Source organism: Denitrobaculum tricleocarpae, assembly GCF_007004665.1.
Lineage (GTDB): Bacteria > Pseudomonadota > Alphaproteobacteria > Kiloniellales > Kiloniellaceae > Denitrobaculum > Denitrobaculum tricleocarpae.
In genome coordinates this window covers 1-20,115 of record NZ_ML660055.1, presented here as the reverse complement: position 1 = coordinate 20,115, position 20,115 = coordinate 1, and the positions used below count along the sequence as shown (strand labels likewise).

The following is a 20,115-nucleotide window of genomic DNA, read 5'->3' as shown; positions in this document are numbered from 1 at the left end:
TTGCGGCCCGGTACCAGGTTCCCTGTGCTTTATCACAAGAGGAAGCAAAGCAGACGTTTACCCGGCCGGAGGCTGTGCCTCCGGCCGGGGCGGGAAACAGCAGCTTACATGCTGCAGCCGTTCGGGGCGTCCTGTACGTCCGGGATGGTATCCAGAATCGTCTGGACCACCTTGCCGTCCTTGAACTCGTTCTTGAAGAGATAGATGTTCTGAACGACGTTGTTGGTGGCGGGATCGATCCGCAGCGGACCGCGCGGGCCGTTGAACTGGACTTTCGAAAGGGCGGCTTTGAAGGCTTCCTCATCACCGTCTGCCTGCTTAATGGCCTGGACGATCAGATGCGCCGCGTCATAACCCGCGACGGCAAACTCGGACCCGGTCTTTCCGTGAGCCGCCTGATAGGCGTCCTGAAACTTTTTGTTCTCTGGCGTGTCGATCGCCGGCACATAGTGAAGTGCTGCCACAGTGCCGTCCGCCGCTTCACCCTGAACATGGACATAGGCAGCAGAGGTCAGGAAGCCTGCACCGTAGAGCGGGATGTCCTTTTTGACGCCGAAATCATGGTACTGCTTCACGAAAGTGATCGCTGCCCCGCCCGCGAAGAAAGTGTAGATCGCATCCGGCTGTGCCGCCTTGGCCGCTGTGATGTAGGGGCCGTAATCCTTGGTGCCCTTCAGCGGCGGGTAGGCCTCACCGACGATCTTGCCGCCTGCGGCGGTGAAGGTCGACTTGAAGGCCTCCATCATCTGGTGGCCTGCGGCGTAATCCGGCGCCATCAGGTACGCGCTCTTGACGCCCTGATTAGCAAGCCAGGTGCCGACTGGTCGGTTGATCTGACTGTTGGAGAATGAAACCCGGATGATGTTGGGGCTGCACTTCTCGCCGGTCATGTGATCATTGCCGGCGTTGGCCACGATCAGCGGCGTGCCTGAATTGTGCACAAAGTCGCGCATGCCGCCCAGGACAGCAGACGACACCACGCCCATCAGAACATCAACCTTATCCTGCAGGACCATTTTCTTGGCTTTTGCGAGACTTGCGGCCGGTTTGGCTTCTGTATCCGAACGCACTATCGTGACGCTGTTTTCGCCCAGATCTGCACCATAGTGCTCCAGGCCCAGCTTAAATCCGTTTTCGATGTGTGAACCGAGACCGGCGTAAACGCCGGAAAATGGCAGCAGTACGCCGACCTTGTATTCTTTTGCCATGGCCTGGCCGCCGGCGAGCAACAGCCCAGCAGCGACGGCGACTCCGAGTTTGACCCGAGTCCTCATTTCTTCTCTCCTCCCTATAGGATATGCGCGTTTATTTTTGTTCTTAAGCTCAAAGCGTTACATGCAATTTGATACATGTCAATTTCAATATTTCGTTTTTTATGTATTATAATGCATTTTTTAGTAAAGAGCTTTTCGCGTACGGAGGTTGGCCGGTTTGGCGATCTCTATCCGTTGTCGGGGTGCTTAAGACTTGCTGCTGCGGTTCCATTATCTCGGATCAGATCAGGTTTAGATGGAATCGCCGAAGGCGATCACTCGACCTTGTGAATCTGATCTAACTACAAGACTAAAGACGGATTCACATATTTTGACGGTCCAGTAATGCGGGGCTGTTTATCATCAGCATTCGGGCAGGTTGACCGAGAGCCCGCCTGTGCTGGTTTCCTTGTATTTGGTCGACATATCGATGCCGGTCTGGCGCATCGCCTCGATGCAGTTGTCCAGCGGCATGAAGTGTTTGCCGTCGCCCCGCAGAGCTAGAGCGGCTGCGGTGACGGCCTTCACGGCGCCCAGGCCGTTGCGCTCGATGCAAGGCACCTGAACCAGACCGTTGACCGGATCGCAGGTCATTCCAAGGTGATGTTCCATGGCAATCTCGGCGGCATTCTCGATTTGTTCGTTGGTGCCGCCGCGCACCGCGCAAAGACCCGCCGCCGCCATGGCTGCCGCCGACCCGACTTCGCCCTGGCATCCGACTTCCGCCCCGGAGATCGATGCGTTCTTCTTTATGATCCCGCCGATGCCCGACGCCGTGAGCAAAAAGGTCCGGATGTCCTCGCGGTCAACGCCCGGATAGAAGTCCAGGTAAAACCGCAGGACTGCGGGGATCACGCCTGCCGCGCCATTCGTCGGTGCCGTCACCACTTGACCGCCTGCGGCATTCTCCTCGTTCACGGCCATGGCATAGACAGCGAGCCACTCATTGGCGGACTCAAAGTGTGCCGAGTTGGACTCGCGTTCGTTCTCCAGTTGACGCCGCAGATCGGCGGCGCGCCGTTTCACCTTCAGACCGCCCGGCAGTTCGCCCTCGAACTTCAATCCGCGTTCGATGCAATCATTCATGATATCCCAGATCTGATCGAGACGGCGGTCCAGCTCGGCAGCTTCCATGTGCTGCAGTTCGTTGGCGCGCTTCATCTCGGCAAGCGAGAGTCTGCTGCGGGCGCCCATCTCCATCATTTCATTGGCCGTGGCAAAGGGATAGGGCGCGCTGCAGGGTGCTTCCGCGGACTCGTAGCCCTGGTTGATGGCCTCCAGTTCTGCCTCTTCCACGACGAAGCCGCCGCCGATCGAATAGTAGATTCGCTCCAGCAGGGTCTCGCCCTCCTTGTCCAGGGCGACGAACTTCAGGCCGTTGGCGTGGCCCTCGAGCGGCGGCCCGTAGTTGTAGATGAGATCGGTTTCAGGATCGAAGATGAAGACCGGCAGCCCGGCCGGCGCGATGCATTTGTCGCGCCGAAGATCTGCTTCGGATTGTTTCGCCAGATCGGCATCGAGCGTGTCGGGCGTAAAGCCCATCAGTCCGAGGTAGACCGCGCGGTCGGTCGCGTGACCCTTCCCGGTGAATGCAAGCGAGCCATACAGACTGGCGCGGACACGCGTCACCTTCTTTTCAGAACGCTCGCGCAGTTCATTCAGAAAGCGGCTGGCGGCGACCATCGGGCCCATGGTGTGCGAACTCGAGGGGCCGATACCGATTTTGAAAACATCGAAGACGCTGATAAACATGACGCAAACCCACACCTGAAACCGCCGTACCGCGGAATTCCCTGAAAGAAAGGTCTTACAGGTGAGGCATCGAGGCTTCTGCCGCATATGCGACATCTAGCGATCCATTCAGGGTCGTTTCAAGTCAAAGCCCTGGTGTGTGGGGCTAGTCCTTATCCGTCGAGATAAGCATAGGCGCAGGTGGCTCCGGCACAGATCTTGTCTTTTCCGGTCTGGCGGAAATCAACCCGCAGAGTGGCCATGCGCCTGCCGTTGGACAGGATGGTGACCTCTGCTTCGACCGCGCCTTTCATAAGGGGGCGCAGGAAATGGGTCGTCATGTCGACGGTCGTGACTTGCCGGAAACGACCATTGTGGGCCGAGAGACACAGCACACCAACCGTGTCCGCGACGGCAGCGACTGCCTGGCCGCAAATGATCCCGCCCTCTCGGGAGAGATCCGCATTTTCGGGTAGCTCGAAGCGGCCACCCTGTGTCGTGACCTCGATCGGCTTGATCTGGAGGAGCTGAATCCAGGGCGCGAACATCTCGGTCAGAAGCGCCTGCATCTCCGGAACGCCGAAGCTCTGTTCATCTGATTCAGTCATGACCGGAACCTCACATGCTGTTGGGCAGGACCAGGACCAGCCAGGGCACGAAGACCAGCAGCGCAAGACGCAGGATATCGACAATCCAGAAGGGCGTGACGCCGGCGAAAATCGTTGCGGTCGAGACGTCTCGCACAACGCCTTTCAGAACAAAGACGTTCAGTCCGACCGGCGGCGTGATCAGGCTGATTTCGGTGACGACCACAACCACGATACCAAACCAGATCGGATCGAAACCGAGGCTGGTGACGAGCGGAAAGAACACCGGCACCGTCAGCAACAGCATCGAGAGGCTCTCGAAGACGCAGCCGAGAATGATGTAGATTGCCAGGATCATCAGCAGGACGACCATGGGGCTGACGCCCCAGCCGGTCACCAGTTCGACCAAGGCTTGAGGCAGACCCGCAAAGTTGACAAAGTTCGAGAAGATCCAGGCACCGATGAGCACGGCAAAGAGACTTGCGGTCGTGCGGGCAGTTTCGAAAAGAACCTCCCGGATTGCCTTGAAGTTGAGGGTCTTCCTTGAGAGTGCGATGAGAAATGCGCCCGCCGCGCCCATACCGGCGGCCTCGGTCGGTGAAAAAGTGAGATGCAGGGGCCAGAAATCGAGTAATCCGTAAAGCCCCCCGATCACCAGCACGAAAAGCCCCAGCACGGCCCAGACGTCGCGCAGTGCAGCCATACGGTCTCGCCAGCTCGAACGTTCGCCGGCCGGTCCCGATTTCGGGTCGCGGAACACGGTATAGCGGACGGCGGCCAGGTAAAAGAGGATGCCGATGAAGCCTGGGATGACGCCGGCAATGAAAAGTTTACCGATACTTGTCTCGGTCAGCAGGCCATAAATCACCAGGATGACGCTGGGCGGAATCAGGATGCCCAGAGTGCCACCCGCAGCGATCGATGCCGTCGAGAGACCGTCGGAGTAACCGAACTTGCGCATCTGGGGCATGGCCACCTTGGACATGGTGGCGGCGGTCGCCAGCGAAGAACCGCAGATCGCGGAGAAGCCACCGCAGGCGACGATTGTGGCCATGGCCAGGCCGCCGCGCAGATGGCCCAGAAAGACGTAGGATACCTGGTAGAGTTCGCGCGAAAGTCCGCCCTTGTTGACGAAGAGACCCATTAGAATGAAGAGGGGGACGACCGAGAGGCCGTAGTCCTGAGAGGTATCGATGATCAGGCGGCTGCCCATGGAGATGGCCGCGCGCATGGAGGTCTCCATGGCGTAGCCGATAATGCCCACCAGTCCCATGGCAATGGCGATGGGCATGCGCAGCATGACGAGAACCAGGACGGCGGCAAAACCAAGTGATGCGGCTAGCATGAAGAGGGCCTCATGGAAACGGGCGCGGCGCCTGGTTTTTCCGCCAGGGGCTTTCTGCGGGAAGACTTCATGCGTTTTTGATCGTAGCCAGATAGTCCGGCGCCACGGCGCGGATAACCGCACGCAGCAACAGGATCAACGCTGTAACGAAGGTGCTGAAAGCAATGAAGTACGCGATGTAAAACTGCGGGATCTGGAGATATTCGGTGGTGTCGCCGTATTGCTTGGCCCGTTCGGCCAATTCGTATACGCGAATGGCCGGCCAGAAGATGACGATCCCCGCCAGAGCGTCGATCAGCACGTCACGGACTTGCGCCGCGCGGCCCCGAACGAAGGGGTCAAGTAGATCCACCACAATATGTTCACCACGCCAGCTTATGACTGGAAGCGACGAAAAGACCGTGATCGCCATGAAAAGCCGGGTGAGCTCCGTGGCCGCGGAGATCGGGCTGTTAAAGACGCTGCGCAGCACCACGTCCGCAAAGGTCATGGCCATGAGGGCGAAGAGTGCCGTCGCGGCGAGATAAGAGGGCGCATGAGCCAGTGCGTGACGGGCCCACGCGCCTTCTTGTGATCGAGAGTTTGTGTTCATAGAGAAACGAACTCGAACGGCAGTTTTCGTTTTGCGACCCGCCGCGCTCTAGTTTGCCGCCATGTCGCTGGCGATAAATTCGACCGCGGCTTTGGCATCGACGCCTTTGTCCGTTGCCGCCTTGATGGCAGCTTCGATGATTGGCGCCGCGATGGCATCATAGGCCTTCCGATCGGCTTCACTTGCCGTGTTCAGGGAATTGTCTGCCGTCGACTCGGTGGCCTCGACACCGATGGCGTCGATCTCATCCCACACCTGGCCGGCCATGCGTGAAGCGGGCTCGCCGAACACCGTCATCAGGGCGTCCTGGTCAGCTTTGGAAAGAGACTCGAACTTTTCCTGGTTCATGATCAGCGCGAAAGAGCCGCGATAAAAGCCGCCCGGCATGACATAGCTGTGCTGTGCCACTTCGGTGAGCTTAAAGCCTTTCTTGCCTTCCATGGGCATCATGACACCGTCGGCGGCGTTCGAGGCCAGCGTCTCGTATACCTTGGGGGCGGGGACCCGGATGCCGGTTGCGCCCAGGGCATCGCCGACCGCGCCCGACACGCCGCCGCCGAGGCGCAGCTTCATGCCTTTGATCTGATCCAGCTCAGTCACTTTCGTTGAGCTGTGCAGCTGTCCCGGGCCGTGTGTGTGCAGGGCCACCAGTTTCACGCCCCTGTGCTCGTTGGCTGACTTCAGGTACTTTTCGTAAGCGCGCCAATAAGCGACGGAAGCGGCTTCGGCAGACCCCTGATAACCCGGCAGTTCGATCAGCTGCGTGGCGACGAAGCGGCCAGGGTTGTATCCGTGGAAAATCCAGGTGAGATCGGCGGCACCGTCCTGAATCAGATCAAACTGCGCAGGGGGCGGCGCCAGCTTGTACTTGATTTCTGCTGTGACCCGTCCTTCAGTGGCCTCTTCGATCATCTTGGTAAGCTTCGGCCACATTTTGGCGTTCATGCCATGTGTCGGCGGCGCCCAGCTCGAAATGACCAGGGTTGTATCCGCAGCAAAGGCGGTGATCGCCGTCGATGCCGAGAGGGCCGCGCCCAGAGCAACGGCCGCAACCGGTTTGAAAAAATTCATAATGCTTCTCCCTATCGTTTGCCGTCAGCGCCCATTTTTTAAGGGCGACTTTATTCATTCGAACCCACACCGCGTTCAAACGCGGAGATCCAACTCTTTCGCCAAGGTTCAGTCATGGCGTATTGGATTAGGCTAATAAAAACCGACCAGTCGGTCAATGATTATCCCGACTTCCCGGATTCTATGTGCGGGCCTTCTTTGGACCCGTCTTGCCGTGCCGTCTTTCCGGGCCCTTCCTCACTGCTTTTTTCAGCGATCATCTGGCCCTTCAGATCGCGCTCAAAATGGTTTCATATGAAACTACTGTCAAGCAGCCACTGTATCGGACCGTCCGTCATGCAAGTGTTTCCAGGGCTTTGAGCCTGCGCCAAAGCTCTGAGACTTTCTCTGTGGGCTGAGTCTTCCAGCCTTTGTTCACGCCTCCCGTTCGCTTCGGGTTCCAATCGGCTCAAGTTGACGGCCTTCCTTCGGATCTGACCGGCGTCTCGCCTGACGCTGCTGCCGGATCAGCTTGTGAAGGATGGCCTTCAGGTTCTTTTCTTCCGCGCGGGTAAGGACTTCAGTGGCTTCGCGCTCGTGAGACTTTGCGGTGGTGATCAGGGGAGCCACCAGCTCCCGGCCGCGATCTGTGATGTATATTTTGATTTTGCGCCGGTCCGTCGTGTCGTGCTGCTTGTCGACCAGTCCAGAGATTTGGAGCTGGTCGATAATCTTGGTCAGATGCGATTGCTCCAGCAGGACGAACTGCGCCAGTTCGGTCAGCATCAGTCCGGGGCGGTCGATCAGGCAGGCAAGGACGCGCCAGGTCTGTACTTTCACGCCCTGGGCTTTGACTTCAGTGTGAAATTGACTCGAGAGTGCGTGGCTGGCCGCGGCCAGCAGGTACAGGAGATAGCTGTCCACAAAGGGAGCGGCGCTGTCTTCGGTCAACTTCAACTGCTGTAAGCTTGTCATGCATCGATGTGATCACAAGTCAGTTCCGGAATCAATAATTTCAAACATAAAAAATTGCATTTTCATATAAATCGAGTTGACAGCAGCCGGTCTCCTGCCGAATATATGAAAAAGAATATAAATGCCGGCGGTGCGGGTTGAGGTAGGCTCTGCAGGCTGGATCGATCGGAGGTGGGCGTTGGCTGAACGGTCTTTTGTTCAGGAGGTGCAGGCGCTACGGCTGGGTGCAGGAGAGACCTTTCGGGGCGAAGGTATTCTTGCGGTGACCAAGGCCTTGCTTGAGGCTGGGGTCGGGTATGTCGGCGGCTATCAGGGCGCGCCGATCTCGCACCTGATGGATGTTCTCTCCGACGCCGAAGAGATTCTGGGCGAGCTTGGCGTGCATTTCGAAGCCAGTGCCAGCGAAGCCGCCGCTGCCGCGATGCTGTCTGCTTCCATGCACTATCCGATCCGTGGCGCGGCGACCTGGAAATCGACGGTCGGTACAAACGTCGCCTCCGATGCTCTGGCAAATCTGGCTTCCGGCGGTGTGACCGGCGGTGCGCTGATCATCGTCGGCGAGGATTACGGTGAAGGCTCTTCGATCATGCAGGAGCGCTCGCACGCTTTTGCCATGAAGTCCCAGATCTGGCTGCTGGATCCCCGCCCAAATGCAGAGTCGATCGTCAAAGCCGTACGGGACGGTTTTGAGCTTTCCGAGGCGAGCAATACGCCCGTCATGCTGGAATTGCGCATCCGGGCCTGCCATGTCCATGGTTCCTTTCAGACCCGCGACAATGTCCGGCCCGCGTTCACGCTGGAGCAGGCGCGTAACCACCCCCGGCGCGAGACGGACCGGATCGTTCTTCCGCCTGCGTCCTTCGCTCATGAACAGGAGAAGGTGGCCCAACGCTGGCCGGCGGCGGTCGAGTTCATCAAGTCACGCAAACTCAACGAGTTTTTCGAAGGCGACATCGAAGACGTCGGTATCGTTCTGCAGGGCGGCCACTACAACGGTGTGATCGCCGCGTTGCGCCAGCTCGGATTGGCGGATGTCTACGGCAAGACCCGCATTCCGCTTTATGTACTCAACGTCACCTATCCGCTGATCGATGATGAAGTCGTTGATTTTTGCCGCGACAAGCGCGCGGTCCTGATGGTCGAAGAGGGGCAGCCGGATCATCTGGAGCAGGCAGTCAGCACAACTCTGCGCCGGGCGGGCGTCGCGACCGCGCTGCACGGAAAGGACGTTTTGCCGAAGGCCGGCGAATACACCAACAAGGCGCTGATCGAGGGAATCGGCGCTTTTCTTGAAACCCTGAATGACACCGCCGTTGCGCCCGCCGAGGTCTCGCTGGGGCCGTCTCTGCCCGGCGAGGTTACCGACGCCCTGAACGAGGCCGTGCCGCCGCGCCCGGCCGGCTTCTGCACAGGCTGTCCGGAGCGTCCGATTTTCTCCGCGCTGACCCTGGCGCAGCAGGAGGTTGGCGAGCGCCACATCGCCTGCGATATCGGCTGCCATCTTTTCTCTATTCTACCGCCCTTCAACTTGGGCGCCAGCACAATGGGGTACGGTCTCGGCGCGGCCTCGGCTTCCGGCCTGAATGTGGCGCAGGGCAAGCGCTCGATCTCGATCATGGGTGACGGCGGTTTCTGGCATAACGGTCTGGTCAGCGGCGTCGGCAACGCGGTCTTCAACAAGAGCGACGATGTCATTCTGATCGTTGACAACTACTACTCTGCTGCGACCGGCGGGCAGGACATCCTCTCGTCCCGCGCCGGCAACGTCAGCCGCTCGACCCGCCATCCGATCGAGGATGCAGTCAAGGGCGTTGGGGTGAAATGGGTCCGGCGGATCGATCACACCTACGATGTCGGGGCGATGCGCGATGTGATCGAGGAAGCGCTGACCACACCCGAGCGCGGGCCGAAGGTGGTGATCGCGTCCAGCGAATGTATGCTCAACCGTCAGCGCCGCGAACGCCCGATCCGGCGCAAGGCGCGTAGTGAAGGCAAGCGGGTGGTCGAGCAGAAGTTCGGTGTCGATGAAGATGTCTGCACCGGCGACCACGCCTGTATCCGGATCTCGGGCTGCCCCTCGCTGACCCTGAAGGAAACCGAGGATCCGTTGCGGGACGATCCGGTGGCCTTTGTCGACAACTCCTGCGTCGCCTGCGGCCACTGCGGTGAAGTGGCCGATGCCGCCGTGCTCTGTCCGTCCTTCTATCGTGCCGATGCGGTGCATAATCCGAGTTTCTGGGACAGCAGGCTTGCCGGCTTGCGCAACGCCGTCACGACGCGGCTTCAACAGCGGCGCGACGCCCGATACCTCCAGGAACCCGGCGGGGGAGCCCCGTCATGAGTGATGTGCTGTCCCAGGACCGGCCCCTTTGCATTGCCGTCCTTGCCATCGGCGGACAGGGCGGCGGCGTGGTTTCCAACTGGCTGGTGGCACTGGCAGAATCCTGCGGTTGGGTGGTTCAGGCAACTTCGGTTCCCGGCGTGGCCCAGCGGACCGGTGCGACCGTCTATTATCTCGAGATGATCAAGGCCGGCGCGCAGGCCCCGGTGCTGGCCCTGATGCCGACGCCGGGGGACGTGGATCTCGTCGTGGCCGCGGAATGGATGGAAGCCGGGCGGGCCATTCAGCGTGGTCTTGTTTCGCCGGACCGTACGACCCTGATCGCTTCGACCCATCGCTCGCTGGCCGTGGCGGAGAAATCCCGGCCTGGAGATGGGATCAATGACCCGCAAGCGGTCGAGGTCGCCGCAGCGCTGGCGGCCAAGCGCTTTCTGAAAGCCGACCTGGCGGCGGTCGCCTCGGCCAACGGGAGTGTCATTTCCGCCAGTCTCTTCGGCGCCATCGCCAGCTCGGGTGTTTTGCCCTTTCCGCGCGCGGCCTTCGAAGATGCGATCCGCTCCGGCGGCGTTGGTGTCGAAGCCAGCTTGCGGGCTTTTGATGCCGCGTTCACGTGCCTGACTGAGGAAGCGCAGGATGAGGTTCCATCCGGTCGTCCCGCTTTGCCAAAGCTGGAAGGAGGCTCCGCCGAAGAGCAAGAGAACTACGCGGCGCTGACCCAGCGCGCCCAGACGTCTTTCCCCGATGCTGTCGTGCCGCTTCTGACGGCGGGCCTCAATCGTGTCATCGATTTTCAGGACACTGCCTACGGCGAGGAGTACCTGGACCGGCTGGATGAAATTCTTGCTCTGGAGAAACGGCTCGATGGCGCAAAGCAAGACTATGCTTTGACTGTTACGATCGGCAAATATCTGGCAACGGCCATGAGTTATCAGGATGTTATCCGCGTGGCCGATCTGAAATCGCGCAGCCGGCGTTTCTCGCGCGTGCGCGACGACATTTCCGCCCAGGACGGACAGGTCGTCACCATCACCGAGTTCATGCATCCGCGCGTCGAGGAACTGGCCGGTTTGCTCCCGGCTTCTCTGGGCCGGAACATTGAAGGCAAGAAGCTGGTTCGCTGGGTGCTGTCTCTCTTCACGGGCAGCAAGCGGGTGCGAAGCGACAGTCTGCGCGGTTTTCTCTCGCTCTATTTTCTCTCGTCCCTGCGCCGCTGGCGCCGGAAGCTGCTGCGCCACGAAATCGAGACCGAACATACCCGGCGTTGGCTGGCAAATGTGACCCGTACAGCGAGCGACGACTACGATCTCTCGGTTGAGATCGCCCGTTGCCGCCGCCTGATCAAGGGCTACAGCGATACCCATGAACGCTCCATCAGCAAGTTCGATCAGGTCATGCAGGGGATAGAATTGGTTCGGGGCCGCAGTGACGCAGCCGATTGGGCGCGCCGTCTGCATGAGGCTGCTCTGCAGGACAGCGAAGGGACGGCGCTCGCAGGCGCTTTGAAGACCATCCGGAGTTTCACCGGATCCAAGTCGGAAGTCGCCTGAATGTCCACGCTCGAACTTAAAGTCATTGCGGTAACGGAGGAAGCGCCGATGGTGCGTTCTTTCGAACTCGCCTCAACCGCCGGAGACGACCTTCCAGGATACAGCCCGGGATCACACATCAGGGTGTCGCTTCCGAACGGCGACGACCGGCCCTATTCTCTCGTCAATCTCGATCCGGGCGTCGAGCCAACGCAGGGCGGTTCCCGATACAGGCTTGGCGTGCGGCTGGAAGAAGCGTCCCAGGGCGGTTCCTCTTTCATGCACGGATTAAAACCGGGTGACCGTCTTTCCGTGACTCTGCCCAAGAACGACTTTGCCTTGATTGACGGTCCGGCGCCGGTCGTTCTGATGGCCGGTGGCATCGGGATCACACCGATTGCCTCCATGGCCAGCGCATTGTTGCGGCAGAAGCGCGACTTCATCCTGCATTATTCCGGCCGCGCGCAGGGCAGTCTCGCCTTTATCGCGCCGCTGCGCGCGCTTCTCGGTGAGAAACTGATCGAGCATTACGACGATCTCAGCGGTGGATACCTCGACGCCGGGGTCCTCTTATCGGCTGCCGATCCCGAGAGCCACCTCTACGTCTGCGGACCGAAGCCGATGATCGAGGCGGTCCAGGCAGCGGCGCGGCAACGCGGCTGGCCGGAAGAGCGCATTCATTTCGAACTCTTCACGCCACCCGTCGCGCAAACCGGGGACAAGCCTTTCGAAGTTGAAATCGCTTCGAGCGGTGAGAGCTTCACCGTGCCTGTCGGAAAAAGCATCATCGAAGTGCTCGAGGCCGCCGGACAGGATCTGATCTACGACTGTCAGCGCGGCGATTGTGGGATCTGCCAGACCGATGTGATCTCCGGCGAGCCGGATCACCGTGACGTTGTTTTGACGGATAGCGAGAAAGCCAGCGGCAAGGTGATGCAGATCTGTGTGTCCCGCGCCCACTCTGCGAAACTGGTTCTCGATCTTTAGGGGAGCATGGCAAATGAACCTGACAAGCGGCGAACTCAAAGACAAGGTCCGGGGCCTAATCCGGGAGGGTGAGGTACACCGGGATCTCTATTGCAGTCCCGAAGTCTTCGCGCTCGAGATGGCGCATCTCTTCCGCAACGCCTGGATCTATGTCGGTCACGAAAGCCAAATCCCCAACAAAGGCGATTATGCTGCGACCGAGATCGGCACCCAGCCGATCCTGATGGTGCGGCATAGCGATGACTCGATCCGTGTTCTCTTCAACCGTTGCCCCCACAAGGGCACGCAGGTGGTCATCGACCGGCAGGGAAATACCGGTAAGTTCTTCCGCTGTCCCTACCACGCCTGGTCTTTCAAGACCGACGGCAGCCTGCTGGCGGTGCCCCTGAAAAAGGGCTACGAGGATTCAGGATTGCAGGAATCCTGTGCGGCCAAAGGCATGACACCCGTGGCGCACGCCAAAAACTACCGCGGCTTTATCTTCGCCAAGATGAACGATGCCGGCCCGGACTTCGACAGCTTTTTCGGTGAGTCGCTCTCCAGCCTGGACAACATGATTGACCGCTCACCCGAGGGGCGTCTCGAGGTCGTGGGCAGCCCGCTGCGCTACATGCATCACTGCAATTGGAAGATGCTGGTCGAGAACCAGACCGACACCTGCCACCCCATGGTCGCTCACGAGTCTTCGGCGGGTACGGTCAGGGAAATCTGGGAGCAGGAAGGCGGCGACGGGCCCAAGCCCATGGCAGTGGAGTGCATTCTGCCTTTCACGTCGCCTTACGAATTCTTCGAGAATATGGGCATCCGCACCTGGGAAAACGGTCACGGCCATACCGGTGTTCATCACTCTATCCATTCCGACTACTCGGCGATAGAGGGCTATTTCGAGAAGATGGTTGCGGCCTATGGCGAGGCGCGGGCGAGAGAGATCCTCGATGAAAATCGCCACAACACCGTTTACTTTCCCAATATGATGATAAAAGGACCGATCCAGTCCCTGCGCCTCTTCAAGCCACTCGCGGCCGACAAGACGCTGGTGGAGTCCTGGATCTTCCGCCTGGTTGGCGCGCCGGACAAACTGCTGCACCGCACTGCGATGTACAACCGGCTAATTAATGCACCGACCTCCATCGTCGGCCATGACGATCTGGAGATGTATGAGCGTGCGCAGGCCGGCCTCGCCAGTGACGGCAACCAGTGGGTCAATATGCAGCGGCTTTACGACCCGGCAGAAAGCGAGACGCCCAACGCGACATACAACGGGACCACCGAGGCGCAGATGCGCAATCAATTCCGGGCCTGGGAAAAGTTCATGACCCTCGATGCGGCTGAAGCCGCCAATGCACGAGGATCAGCGGCATGACTCCGACGGAACAGGACCTGATCGACTTCGTGATTGCCGAGGCGCGGATGATTGACGAGCGCCGCTTTCCCGAGTGGCTCGACCTCTTCACGGAAGACGGGATCTACTGGATGCCTCTGGAACCGGACCAGGAAGAGGAGCACCTGACCACGTCGCTGATGTACGAAGACAGATTGCTGCTGCGCACGCGCGTTCAACGGCTGGAAGGGCAGCGGACCTATTCGCAAAAACCGAAAAGCCGTTGTCAGCATCTGCTGCAGATGCCCGCGATCGATGAGATCAATCACGAGGAAAATCTCTATCGTACCTACACGCCTTTCCATTACGTTGAGACGCGCTTTGACGAACAGACTCTGCTGGCGGGCTGGGCGCGTCACAAGCTTGCTGTCGTCGAGGGCAAACTGATGATCAAGTGCAAGCGTGTCGATCTGGTGAACTGCGATGCGCCTCACCGCAACATCCAGCTTTTTGTGTGATGACGATCCCATGACCTTCCAAACGGAAACTTCGATCGCACTGCGGGATCCGGCGGGTTTCGCCAATGTCTATTCCTTCTTTGCGGCGACAGCGCAGGCCTTTCCGGACCGGCCCTTCTTCAATGTCCTGCCGGAGACCGCCGGTATCTACGGGATCACTTCGGGTGAACTGACCTACGGCGAAGCAACCGGGTTGATCGAAAGCCTCTTCGTCGCCTACCGCCACGCCGGTTACGGCAAGGGGCACCGGATCGGCCTGTTGCTGGAGAATCGGCCGAGCTTTCTGATCCACTGGCTGGCCTTGAACCGTCTTGGTGTATCCATTGTCCCGATCAATCCGGACCTCAGGGCTGCCGAGTTGTCCTACCTGGTCGGGCACTCTGAAATGAGTCTGGCCGTCGTTCTGGAAGCACGCCAGCGGGATGTGGCCAAAGCCAGCGCGGAATTCGGTCTGCAGGTCGTGGGGCCTGATGACAGCTTTCCCAGAGCACCGGAGCAGGCCAAGGCGATGAGCGGAGGCTTCAATGACGAGGCCGCTTTGCTCTACACCTCGGGCACGACCGGCCTGCCTAAGGGTTGCGTCCTCAACAACAGTTACTTTCTGAATTGCGGTCATTGGTACCGCTTTGTCGGTGGTCACTGCGCATTGAACCTGGCGGGCGAGCGGATGATCACGCCGCTGCCGCTGTTTCACATGAATGCCCTGGCTTGCTCGACCATGGGCATGATTGCTGTCGGCGGCTGCCTGACCGTGCTGGACCGTTTCCACCCGAGGAGCTGGTGGGACTCGGTGCGTCAATCGAAAGCGACCGTGATGCATTATCTCGGCGTCATGCCGGCCATGCTGATGTCGGCGCCGGAATCATCGGACGACAAGAATCATACTCTGCGCTTCGGTTTCGGGGCCGGGGTTGAAGAACGCCTGCATGCGCCCTTCGAGGAACGCTTCGGCGTGCCGTTGATCGAAGCCTGGGCGATGACCGAGACCGGCAATGGGGCCGTGGTGGCCGCATCTCAGGATCCTCGTCACATCGGCACGCGTTGCTTCGGCAAACCGCAGGAGGATATCGCGGTGCGGATCGAACTGGACGACGGCGGCGAAGCGGGCGTTGACGAAGCCGGCGAACTGCTGGTCCGCCGCAAGGGTGAAAAGCCTCGCTACGGCTTCTTCGACCGCTATTTGAAAGACCCTGACGCAACCAAGGAGGCCTGGAGGGGCGGCTGGTTCCATACCGGAGATATCGTAAGGCGCAACGCGGACGGCACGCTGGCCTTTGTTGACCGCAAGAAGAACGTGATTCGCCGTTCGGGTGAGAACATTGCCGCGATCGAAGTGGAGGGCGTGTTGCTGCGCCATCCGCAGGTCGCCGGCGTAGCCGTAGCGGCAACACCGGATCCTGTTCGCGGAGATGAGGTTTTTGTCTGCGTTGTCCCGTCTGAAGACTTTGAACCTGAACGGGCACGGGAAGTGGCGGAAGATATCGTGCGCTGGTGCCTCGAGCAGCTTGCCTATTACAAAGCGCCAGGTTATCTGGCTTTTGTCCAAAGCCTGCCGTTGACGTCAACGAATAAGGTGCAGCGCGGCGAGTTGAAAGCGCTGGTTGAACAGCTTCGGGCCAGGGAAGATACCCTGGACCTGCGTCCTCTGAAAAAGCGGGCGGTCGCCTGATGACCAAACGGGATGCCAGGATCCGGCAAGCCTATGACGGTGTCGTGGCCGCCGTGCCGATTACCGTTCCCTACCAGCGTTACTCTCCTGAACCGGCGCACTGGTGGATTGCCCGGGCGCTGGGTGATCTGGCGCGTGCAGCAGGAATAACGCCACAGGATATCGATGGCTTCTGCGTCTCCTCCTTCACGCTCTTTCCCGATACGGCGGTGGGCCTGACCCAGCATCTGGGTCTTACGCCGCGCTGGCTCGATCACATTCCCATGGGGGGCGCGTCCGGGGTTGTGTCTTTACGGCGTGCGGCGCGGGCGGTTCAGTGCGGCGATGCGGAAATGGTGGCCTGCGTTTCCGGCGATGCCAACCACGTGGATTCCTTCCGCCGGATGCTCTCCAGCTTCAGCCGCTTCGCCCAGGATGCTTCCTATCCCTACGGCTCGGGCGGTCCCAACGCCAGCTTCGCCCTCATGACCGATCACTACATGAAAACCACCGGCGCGACGCGGGAGGATTTCGGCAAGATCTGCATGGCCCAGCGCGAGAACGCCCTGAGCTTTCCGCACGCGCTGATGAAGAAGCCATTGAGTCTGGAACAATACGTCTCGGCCCGGCCGATCTCCGACCCCATCGCGCTCTTTGACTGCGTCATGCCCTGCGCGGGAGCCGAGGCTTTCCTGGTGATGAGCGAAGACGCCGCAAAGAACCTCGATCTTCCTGCCGTGCGGGTCCTGTCGACGATCGAGCGCCACAACGCCTTTCCCGACGATCCTATTCAGATTCGGGGCGGTTGGGAAATGGACCGGGATGAATTCTGGGCCATGGCGGGCATTGCGCCGGACGATGTGGATCTGCTGGAGACCTACGATGACTATCCGGTGATCTCCATGATGCAGTTCGAAGATCTCGGCTTCTGCAAAAAAGGGGAGGGGGCGGACTTCGTGCGCGGCCACGATCTGACCAACGGCGGCAGCTTCCCGCACAACACCTCCGGCGGTCAGCTTTCGGTCGGGCAGGCCGGTGCCGCTGGCGGCTATCTGGGACTGGTCGAGGCCCTGCGTCAGGTGACCGGAACGGCCCTGGGGCGGCAGGTCGAAGATGCCAAAACCGCCGTGGTTTCGGGCTTCGGCATGATCAATTACGACCGCGGCCTCTGTTCGGGCGCGGCGGCACTGGCGGGGCCCGGCGCATGACCGAAGCGATCAAACGCCCCAGGCGAAAAGATCCGCAAAAACGCACGGTGCTGCCGACCCTGCCGCCGACTTCACGCAGCCGCCGGGCCCTGGGCTTCACCGTCGCGGCAGCCGAAGGCCGCTTCGTTCTGCAAAAGTGCAACGATTGCGACGCGGTCACCTACCCGCCGCGGGAAGCCTGCCCCAAATGCCTGTCGATGAATCTGGCTTGGCGGGACATGCCCGAGGGTGGAGAGCTGATTGCCGAAACCACCATACAGACCAGCACCAACGTCTATTTCCGGGAGCGTACACCCTGGCGGGTCGGGACGGTGGCGCTGGAAGCCGGGATTACGGTCCTGGCGCATATTCACGGCGATGTCGCCGAGGGCGGTCGGGTGCGCATGATCGCGCGCACGGATAAATCGGGTCAGGGTGTTCTCATGGCGCTGCCGGAGGAGGAGACGGAAAATATGGCCGACGACAAGCAGTTGCGGGAATTGACCTGCGATCCGAAACATCGCCGCGTCCTGATCACCGACGGGCGCACGCAGCTCGGACAGGCCATGGCCAGGGCGCTGTCCGCCGCCGGGGCCTCGACGGTCTTTGTCGGGGTTGCCGAAACCTGGCGGCCCTTTGCAGGCGCCGACGAGCTGGCGGCCATTCCCAATGTCGAGGTCATGGGGCTGGACGTGACCGATACGGTCTCGGTCAATGAACTGGCCAGTGAGATCGGCGGCAAGGTCGATATTCTGATCAATACGGCGGAGTACGTCCGGGCAGGTGGGGCGATGGACCGGGACGGGATCGTCACGGCGCGGGACGAGATGGAAGTGAACTACTTCGGCCCGCTGCGGCTGATCCAGGCCTTCGGACCGGGGATGAGATTCAGGGGCGCCGACGGCGTAAACAGCGCCTGCGCCTGGGTCAATCTGCTCTCGGTCTACGCGCTTTCCAATTGGCCGGCCTACGGTTCGACCTCGGCCAGTCAGGCGGCAGCCTATTCCTTGAGCCAGTGCCTGCGCGGCGAGTTTCACGGTTCCGGCGTCAAGGTGCTGAATGCGCTCTTCGGCCCGCTGGAGGAGGATTGGCGGCAGCACCTGCCGCCGCCCAAGGTCACGCCCGAGGGGCTGGCCAAAGCCGTTGTCGGCGCTTTGCAGCAGGGGCTGGAAGAGCTGACCGTTGGTGCGGTCGCCGAAGACTTCCTGACGCGCTGGAAGCAGGACCCCCGTGTACTGGCGCGCGAACTGACCCAACCGGAAGGAGCTTGATGCCATGACTGCAGATTTGACCACAAATCCAGGCACGGTCCTCCCCGCGCTGGCAGAGGCCCTGGTGGCGGGCAAGATCCGCACCATTGACCTGACCCATACCCTCGACCCTGATTTTCCAGTGATCATCCTGCCGCCGGAGTTCGGCCAGTGCGCCCGCTTTCGCGTCGAGGAGGTCTCGCGCTACGACGAGCGCGGACCCGCCTGGTACTGGCGGAACTTTACCTGCAACGAGCATACCGGCACGCATTTCGACGCGCCGATCCACTGGGTCTCGGGCAAGGATCTGCCGAACGCCAGCGTGGACTCGATCCCGGTCGAGGGTTTCGTGCGCGCGGTCTGCGTGGTGGACTGCGTGAAGGAGGCGGCGGCGGACGAAGACTTCCTGATGACCAGGGATTTCCTCCTCGCCTGGGAAGCCGAACACGGAAAAATCCCGGAAGGCTGCTGGGTGCTGATGCGCACCGACTGGTCGAAGCGCAGCGCGGCGGACTACCTCAATCTGCGGGATGACGGCGCGCACTCGCCCGGCCCCGATGCCAGTGCGATCACCTTTTTGATCGAGGAGCGTAACGTGGTCGGCTTCGGCACCGAGTGTGTCGGTACCGACGCCGGACAGGGCGGACATCTCTCGCCGCCTTATCCCGCGCACTTTCTGCTGCATGGCGCCGGGCGCTATGGCCTGCAGTGTCTTGCCAATCTCGACCAGCTGCCGCCCACCGGCGCGCTGCTGATCTGCCCGCCGCTCAAGATCAAGAACGGCTCCGGAAGCCCTCTGCGGGTCCTGGCTCTGGTGGAGGAATAAGACGCGTGAGCACGGAACGTTTTACAGCCGTTGTCACCGGCGGCAGCGCCGGGATTGGCGAACGTCTTTGCCGCGATCTTCTGGATCTGGATTACGAGGTGATCTCGGTTGCCCGGCGCGCGCCGGACTGGTCGCACGAGCGGCTGAAAGTGGTGAAGGCGGATCTTACCGATGCGGCGGAGACCCAACGCGCAGCTGACGAGATCGCCGGGATGGGGAACGTCACCCACTTCATTCACAACGCGGGGATTATCCTGCCGAACCTGATCGAAGAGGCGGAACCCGACGACCTGCTCAAGCTGACTCAGCTTCACGCAGGCGCCGCGCTAACCTTCGTGAAGGCCTTTCTGCCGGCCATGAAGGCGCGAGGTTTCGGGCGGATCATCTTCAATTCCTCGCGGGCCGCCATGGGGGCCCAGACGCGCACGGCCTATTCCTACTCCAAGGCCGGTCTGCACGGCATGGCGCGCACCTGGGCGCTGGAGCTGGGGCCGCATGGGGTGACGGTGAATGTGGTCGCACCGGGACCGGTGCTGACCGACAACTTCTGGGGCATCATCGAGAAGGATAGCGAGCGGCAAGAAAAACTGGCAAAGTCCCTGCCGGTGGGCCGGATCGGCACCGTGGACGACGTGGCGCGCGCCATCCTCTTTTTCGCCGACCCGCTGAACGGCTATGTCACCGGCCAGACGCTCTATGTCTGTGGCGGCGCCAGTATCGGCGGGGTGACGCTCTAGGGTCTGTACTCAATTGGTGCTTTTCGTGACATTGGAACTGTGATTCAAGCTTTCTGATGATAGGAGGTTTGGATGGGCAGAAAGTTATTTTATCTAAGCGACGAAGAGTGGTCTCGGATCGAGCCCTATCTTCCGCGCGGTCGGCGTGGAGCTCATCGGGTTGATGACCGCCGGGTGATCTCCGGGATCGTCCATATGCTCAAGATAGGGGCGCGGTGGCGCGACTGCCCACCAGAATACG

The 20,115-nt window shown here is 60.6% G+C and carries 18 protein-coding genes; 11 read left to right on the top strand and 7 right to left on the bottom strand.

Annotated elements, in window-relative coordinates:
- Positions 1 to 104: 104 nt before the first annotated feature.
- The 7 genes from FKG95_RS12440 to FKG95_RS12410 form a co-directional block, all read right to left on the bottom strand.
- Entirely contained in the window at positions 105 to 1,274 is a 1,170-nt protein-coding gene (locus tag FKG95_RS12440) for an ABC transporter substrate-binding protein (protein WP_142896711.1), read from the bottom strand.
- 342 nt (positions 1,275 to 1,616) lie between these two features.
- Positions 1,617 to 3,005: an L-serine ammonia-lyase gene (locus FKG95_RS12435; protein ID WP_142896710.1), complete on the bottom strand. Its 1,389-nt coding sequence runs from the start codon at positions 3,003 to 3,005 to the stop codon at positions 1,617 to 1,619.
- Between the two features lie 152 nt (positions 3,006 to 3,157).
- The gene (locus tag FKG95_RS12430; protein ID WP_142896709.1) at positions 3,158 to 3,592 is read right to left on the bottom strand and encodes a PaaI family thioesterase; all 435 of its coding nucleotides are present in this window, start codon (positions 3,590 to 3,592) and stop codon (positions 3,158 to 3,160) included.
- 10 nt (positions 3,593 to 3,602) lie between these two features.
- A complete protein-coding gene (locus FKG95_RS12425) occupies positions 3,603 to 4,916 on the bottom strand; it encodes a TRAP transporter large permease (protein ID WP_142896708.1) in 1,314 nt (437 codons plus the stop codon).
- Positions 4,917 to 4,983: 67 nt separating this feature from the next.
- On the bottom strand, positions 4,984 to 5,508 hold the full coding sequence (locus tag FKG95_RS12420) for a TRAP transporter small permease (RefSeq protein WP_142896707.1): 525 nt from the start codon (positions 5,506 to 5,508) through the stop codon (positions 4,984 to 4,986).
- 48 nt (positions 5,509 to 5,556) lie between these two features.
- Positions 5,557 to 6,579, bottom strand: coding sequence for a TRAP transporter substrate-binding protein (locus tag FKG95_RS12415; protein WP_142896706.1), 1,023 nt, complete (start codon positions 6,577 to 6,579; stop codon positions 5,557 to 5,559).
- A 414-nt stretch (positions 6,580 to 6,993) separates the two neighbouring features.
- Positions 6,994 to 7,533 carry a MarR family winged helix-turn-helix transcriptional regulator gene (locus tag FKG95_RS12410; RefSeq protein WP_142896705.1) on the bottom strand — a complete coding sequence of 180 codons (540 nt, stop codon included), beginning with the start codon at positions 7,531 to 7,533 and terminating at the stop codon, positions 6,994 to 6,996.
- Between the two features lie 178 nt (positions 7,534 to 7,711).
- Between FKG95_RS12410 and FKG95_RS12405 the strand changes: the two genes are divergently transcribed.
- The 11 genes from FKG95_RS12405 to FKG95_RS12355 all read left to right on the top strand — a co-directional run.
- Complete coding sequence (locus tag FKG95_RS12405) at positions 7,712 to 9,874, top strand: ferredoxin family protein (protein WP_142896704.1); 2,163 nt, start codon at positions 7,712 to 7,714, stop codon at positions 9,872 to 9,874.
- Positions 9,871 to 11,421, top strand: coding sequence for an indolepyruvate oxidoreductase subunit beta family protein (locus tag FKG95_RS12400; protein ID WP_142896703.1), 1,551 nt, complete (start codon positions 9,871 to 9,873; stop codon positions 11,419 to 11,421). The genes FKG95_RS12405 and FKG95_RS12400 overlap by 4 nt, the downstream gene beginning before the upstream one ends.
- Positions 11,422 to 12,387, top strand: coding sequence for a PDR/VanB family oxidoreductase (locus tag FKG95_RS12395; RefSeq protein WP_142896702.1), 966 nt, complete (start codon positions 11,422 to 11,424; stop codon positions 12,385 to 12,387).
- Between the two features lie 13 nt (positions 12,388 to 12,400).
- A complete protein-coding gene (locus FKG95_RS12390; RefSeq protein ID WP_142896701.1) occupies positions 12,401 to 13,750 on the top strand; it encodes an aromatic ring-hydroxylating dioxygenase subunit alpha in 1,350 nt (449 codons plus the stop codon).
- A complete protein-coding gene (locus FKG95_RS12385) occupies positions 13,747 to 14,226 on the top strand; it encodes an aromatic-ring-hydroxylating dioxygenase subunit beta (protein ID WP_142896700.1) in 480 nt (159 codons plus the stop codon). The genes FKG95_RS12390 and FKG95_RS12385 overlap by 4 nt, the downstream gene beginning before the upstream one ends.
- Positions 14,227 to 14,236: 10 nt before the next feature.
- A complete protein-coding gene (locus tag FKG95_RS12380) occupies positions 14,237 to 15,895 on the top strand; it encodes an AMP-binding protein (protein WP_142896699.1) in 1,659 nt (552 codons plus the stop codon).
- On the top strand, positions 15,895 to 17,082 hold the full coding sequence (locus FKG95_RS12375) for a thiolase family protein (protein ID WP_142896698.1): 1,188 nt from the start codon (positions 15,895 to 15,897) through the stop codon (positions 17,080 to 17,082). The genes FKG95_RS12380 and FKG95_RS12375 overlap by 1 nt, the downstream gene beginning before the upstream one ends.
- Entirely contained in the window at positions 17,079 to 18,332 is a 1,254-nt protein-coding gene (locus tag FKG95_RS12370) for an SDR family NAD(P)-dependent oxidoreductase (protein WP_142896697.1), read from the top strand. Before FKG95_RS12375 ends, FKG95_RS12370 begins: the two co-directional genes overlap by 4 nt.
- 4 nt (positions 18,333 to 18,336) lie before the next feature.
- The gene (locus FKG95_RS12365; protein WP_142896696.1) at positions 18,337 to 19,137 is read left to right on the top strand and encodes a cyclase family protein; all 801 of its coding nucleotides are present in this window, start codon (positions 18,337 to 18,339) and stop codon (positions 19,135 to 19,137) included.
- A gap of 5 nt (positions 19,138 to 19,142) precedes the next feature.
- On the top strand, positions 19,143 to 19,874 hold the full coding sequence (locus FKG95_RS12360) for an SDR family NAD(P)-dependent oxidoreductase (protein WP_142896695.1): 732 nt from the start codon (positions 19,143 to 19,145) through the stop codon (positions 19,872 to 19,874).
- Positions 19,875 to 19,946: 72 nt separating this feature from the next.
- The coding region (locus FKG95_RS12355) for a transposase (protein ID WP_142896694.1) at positions 19,947 to 20,115 on the top strand (169 nt) is incomplete at its 3' end.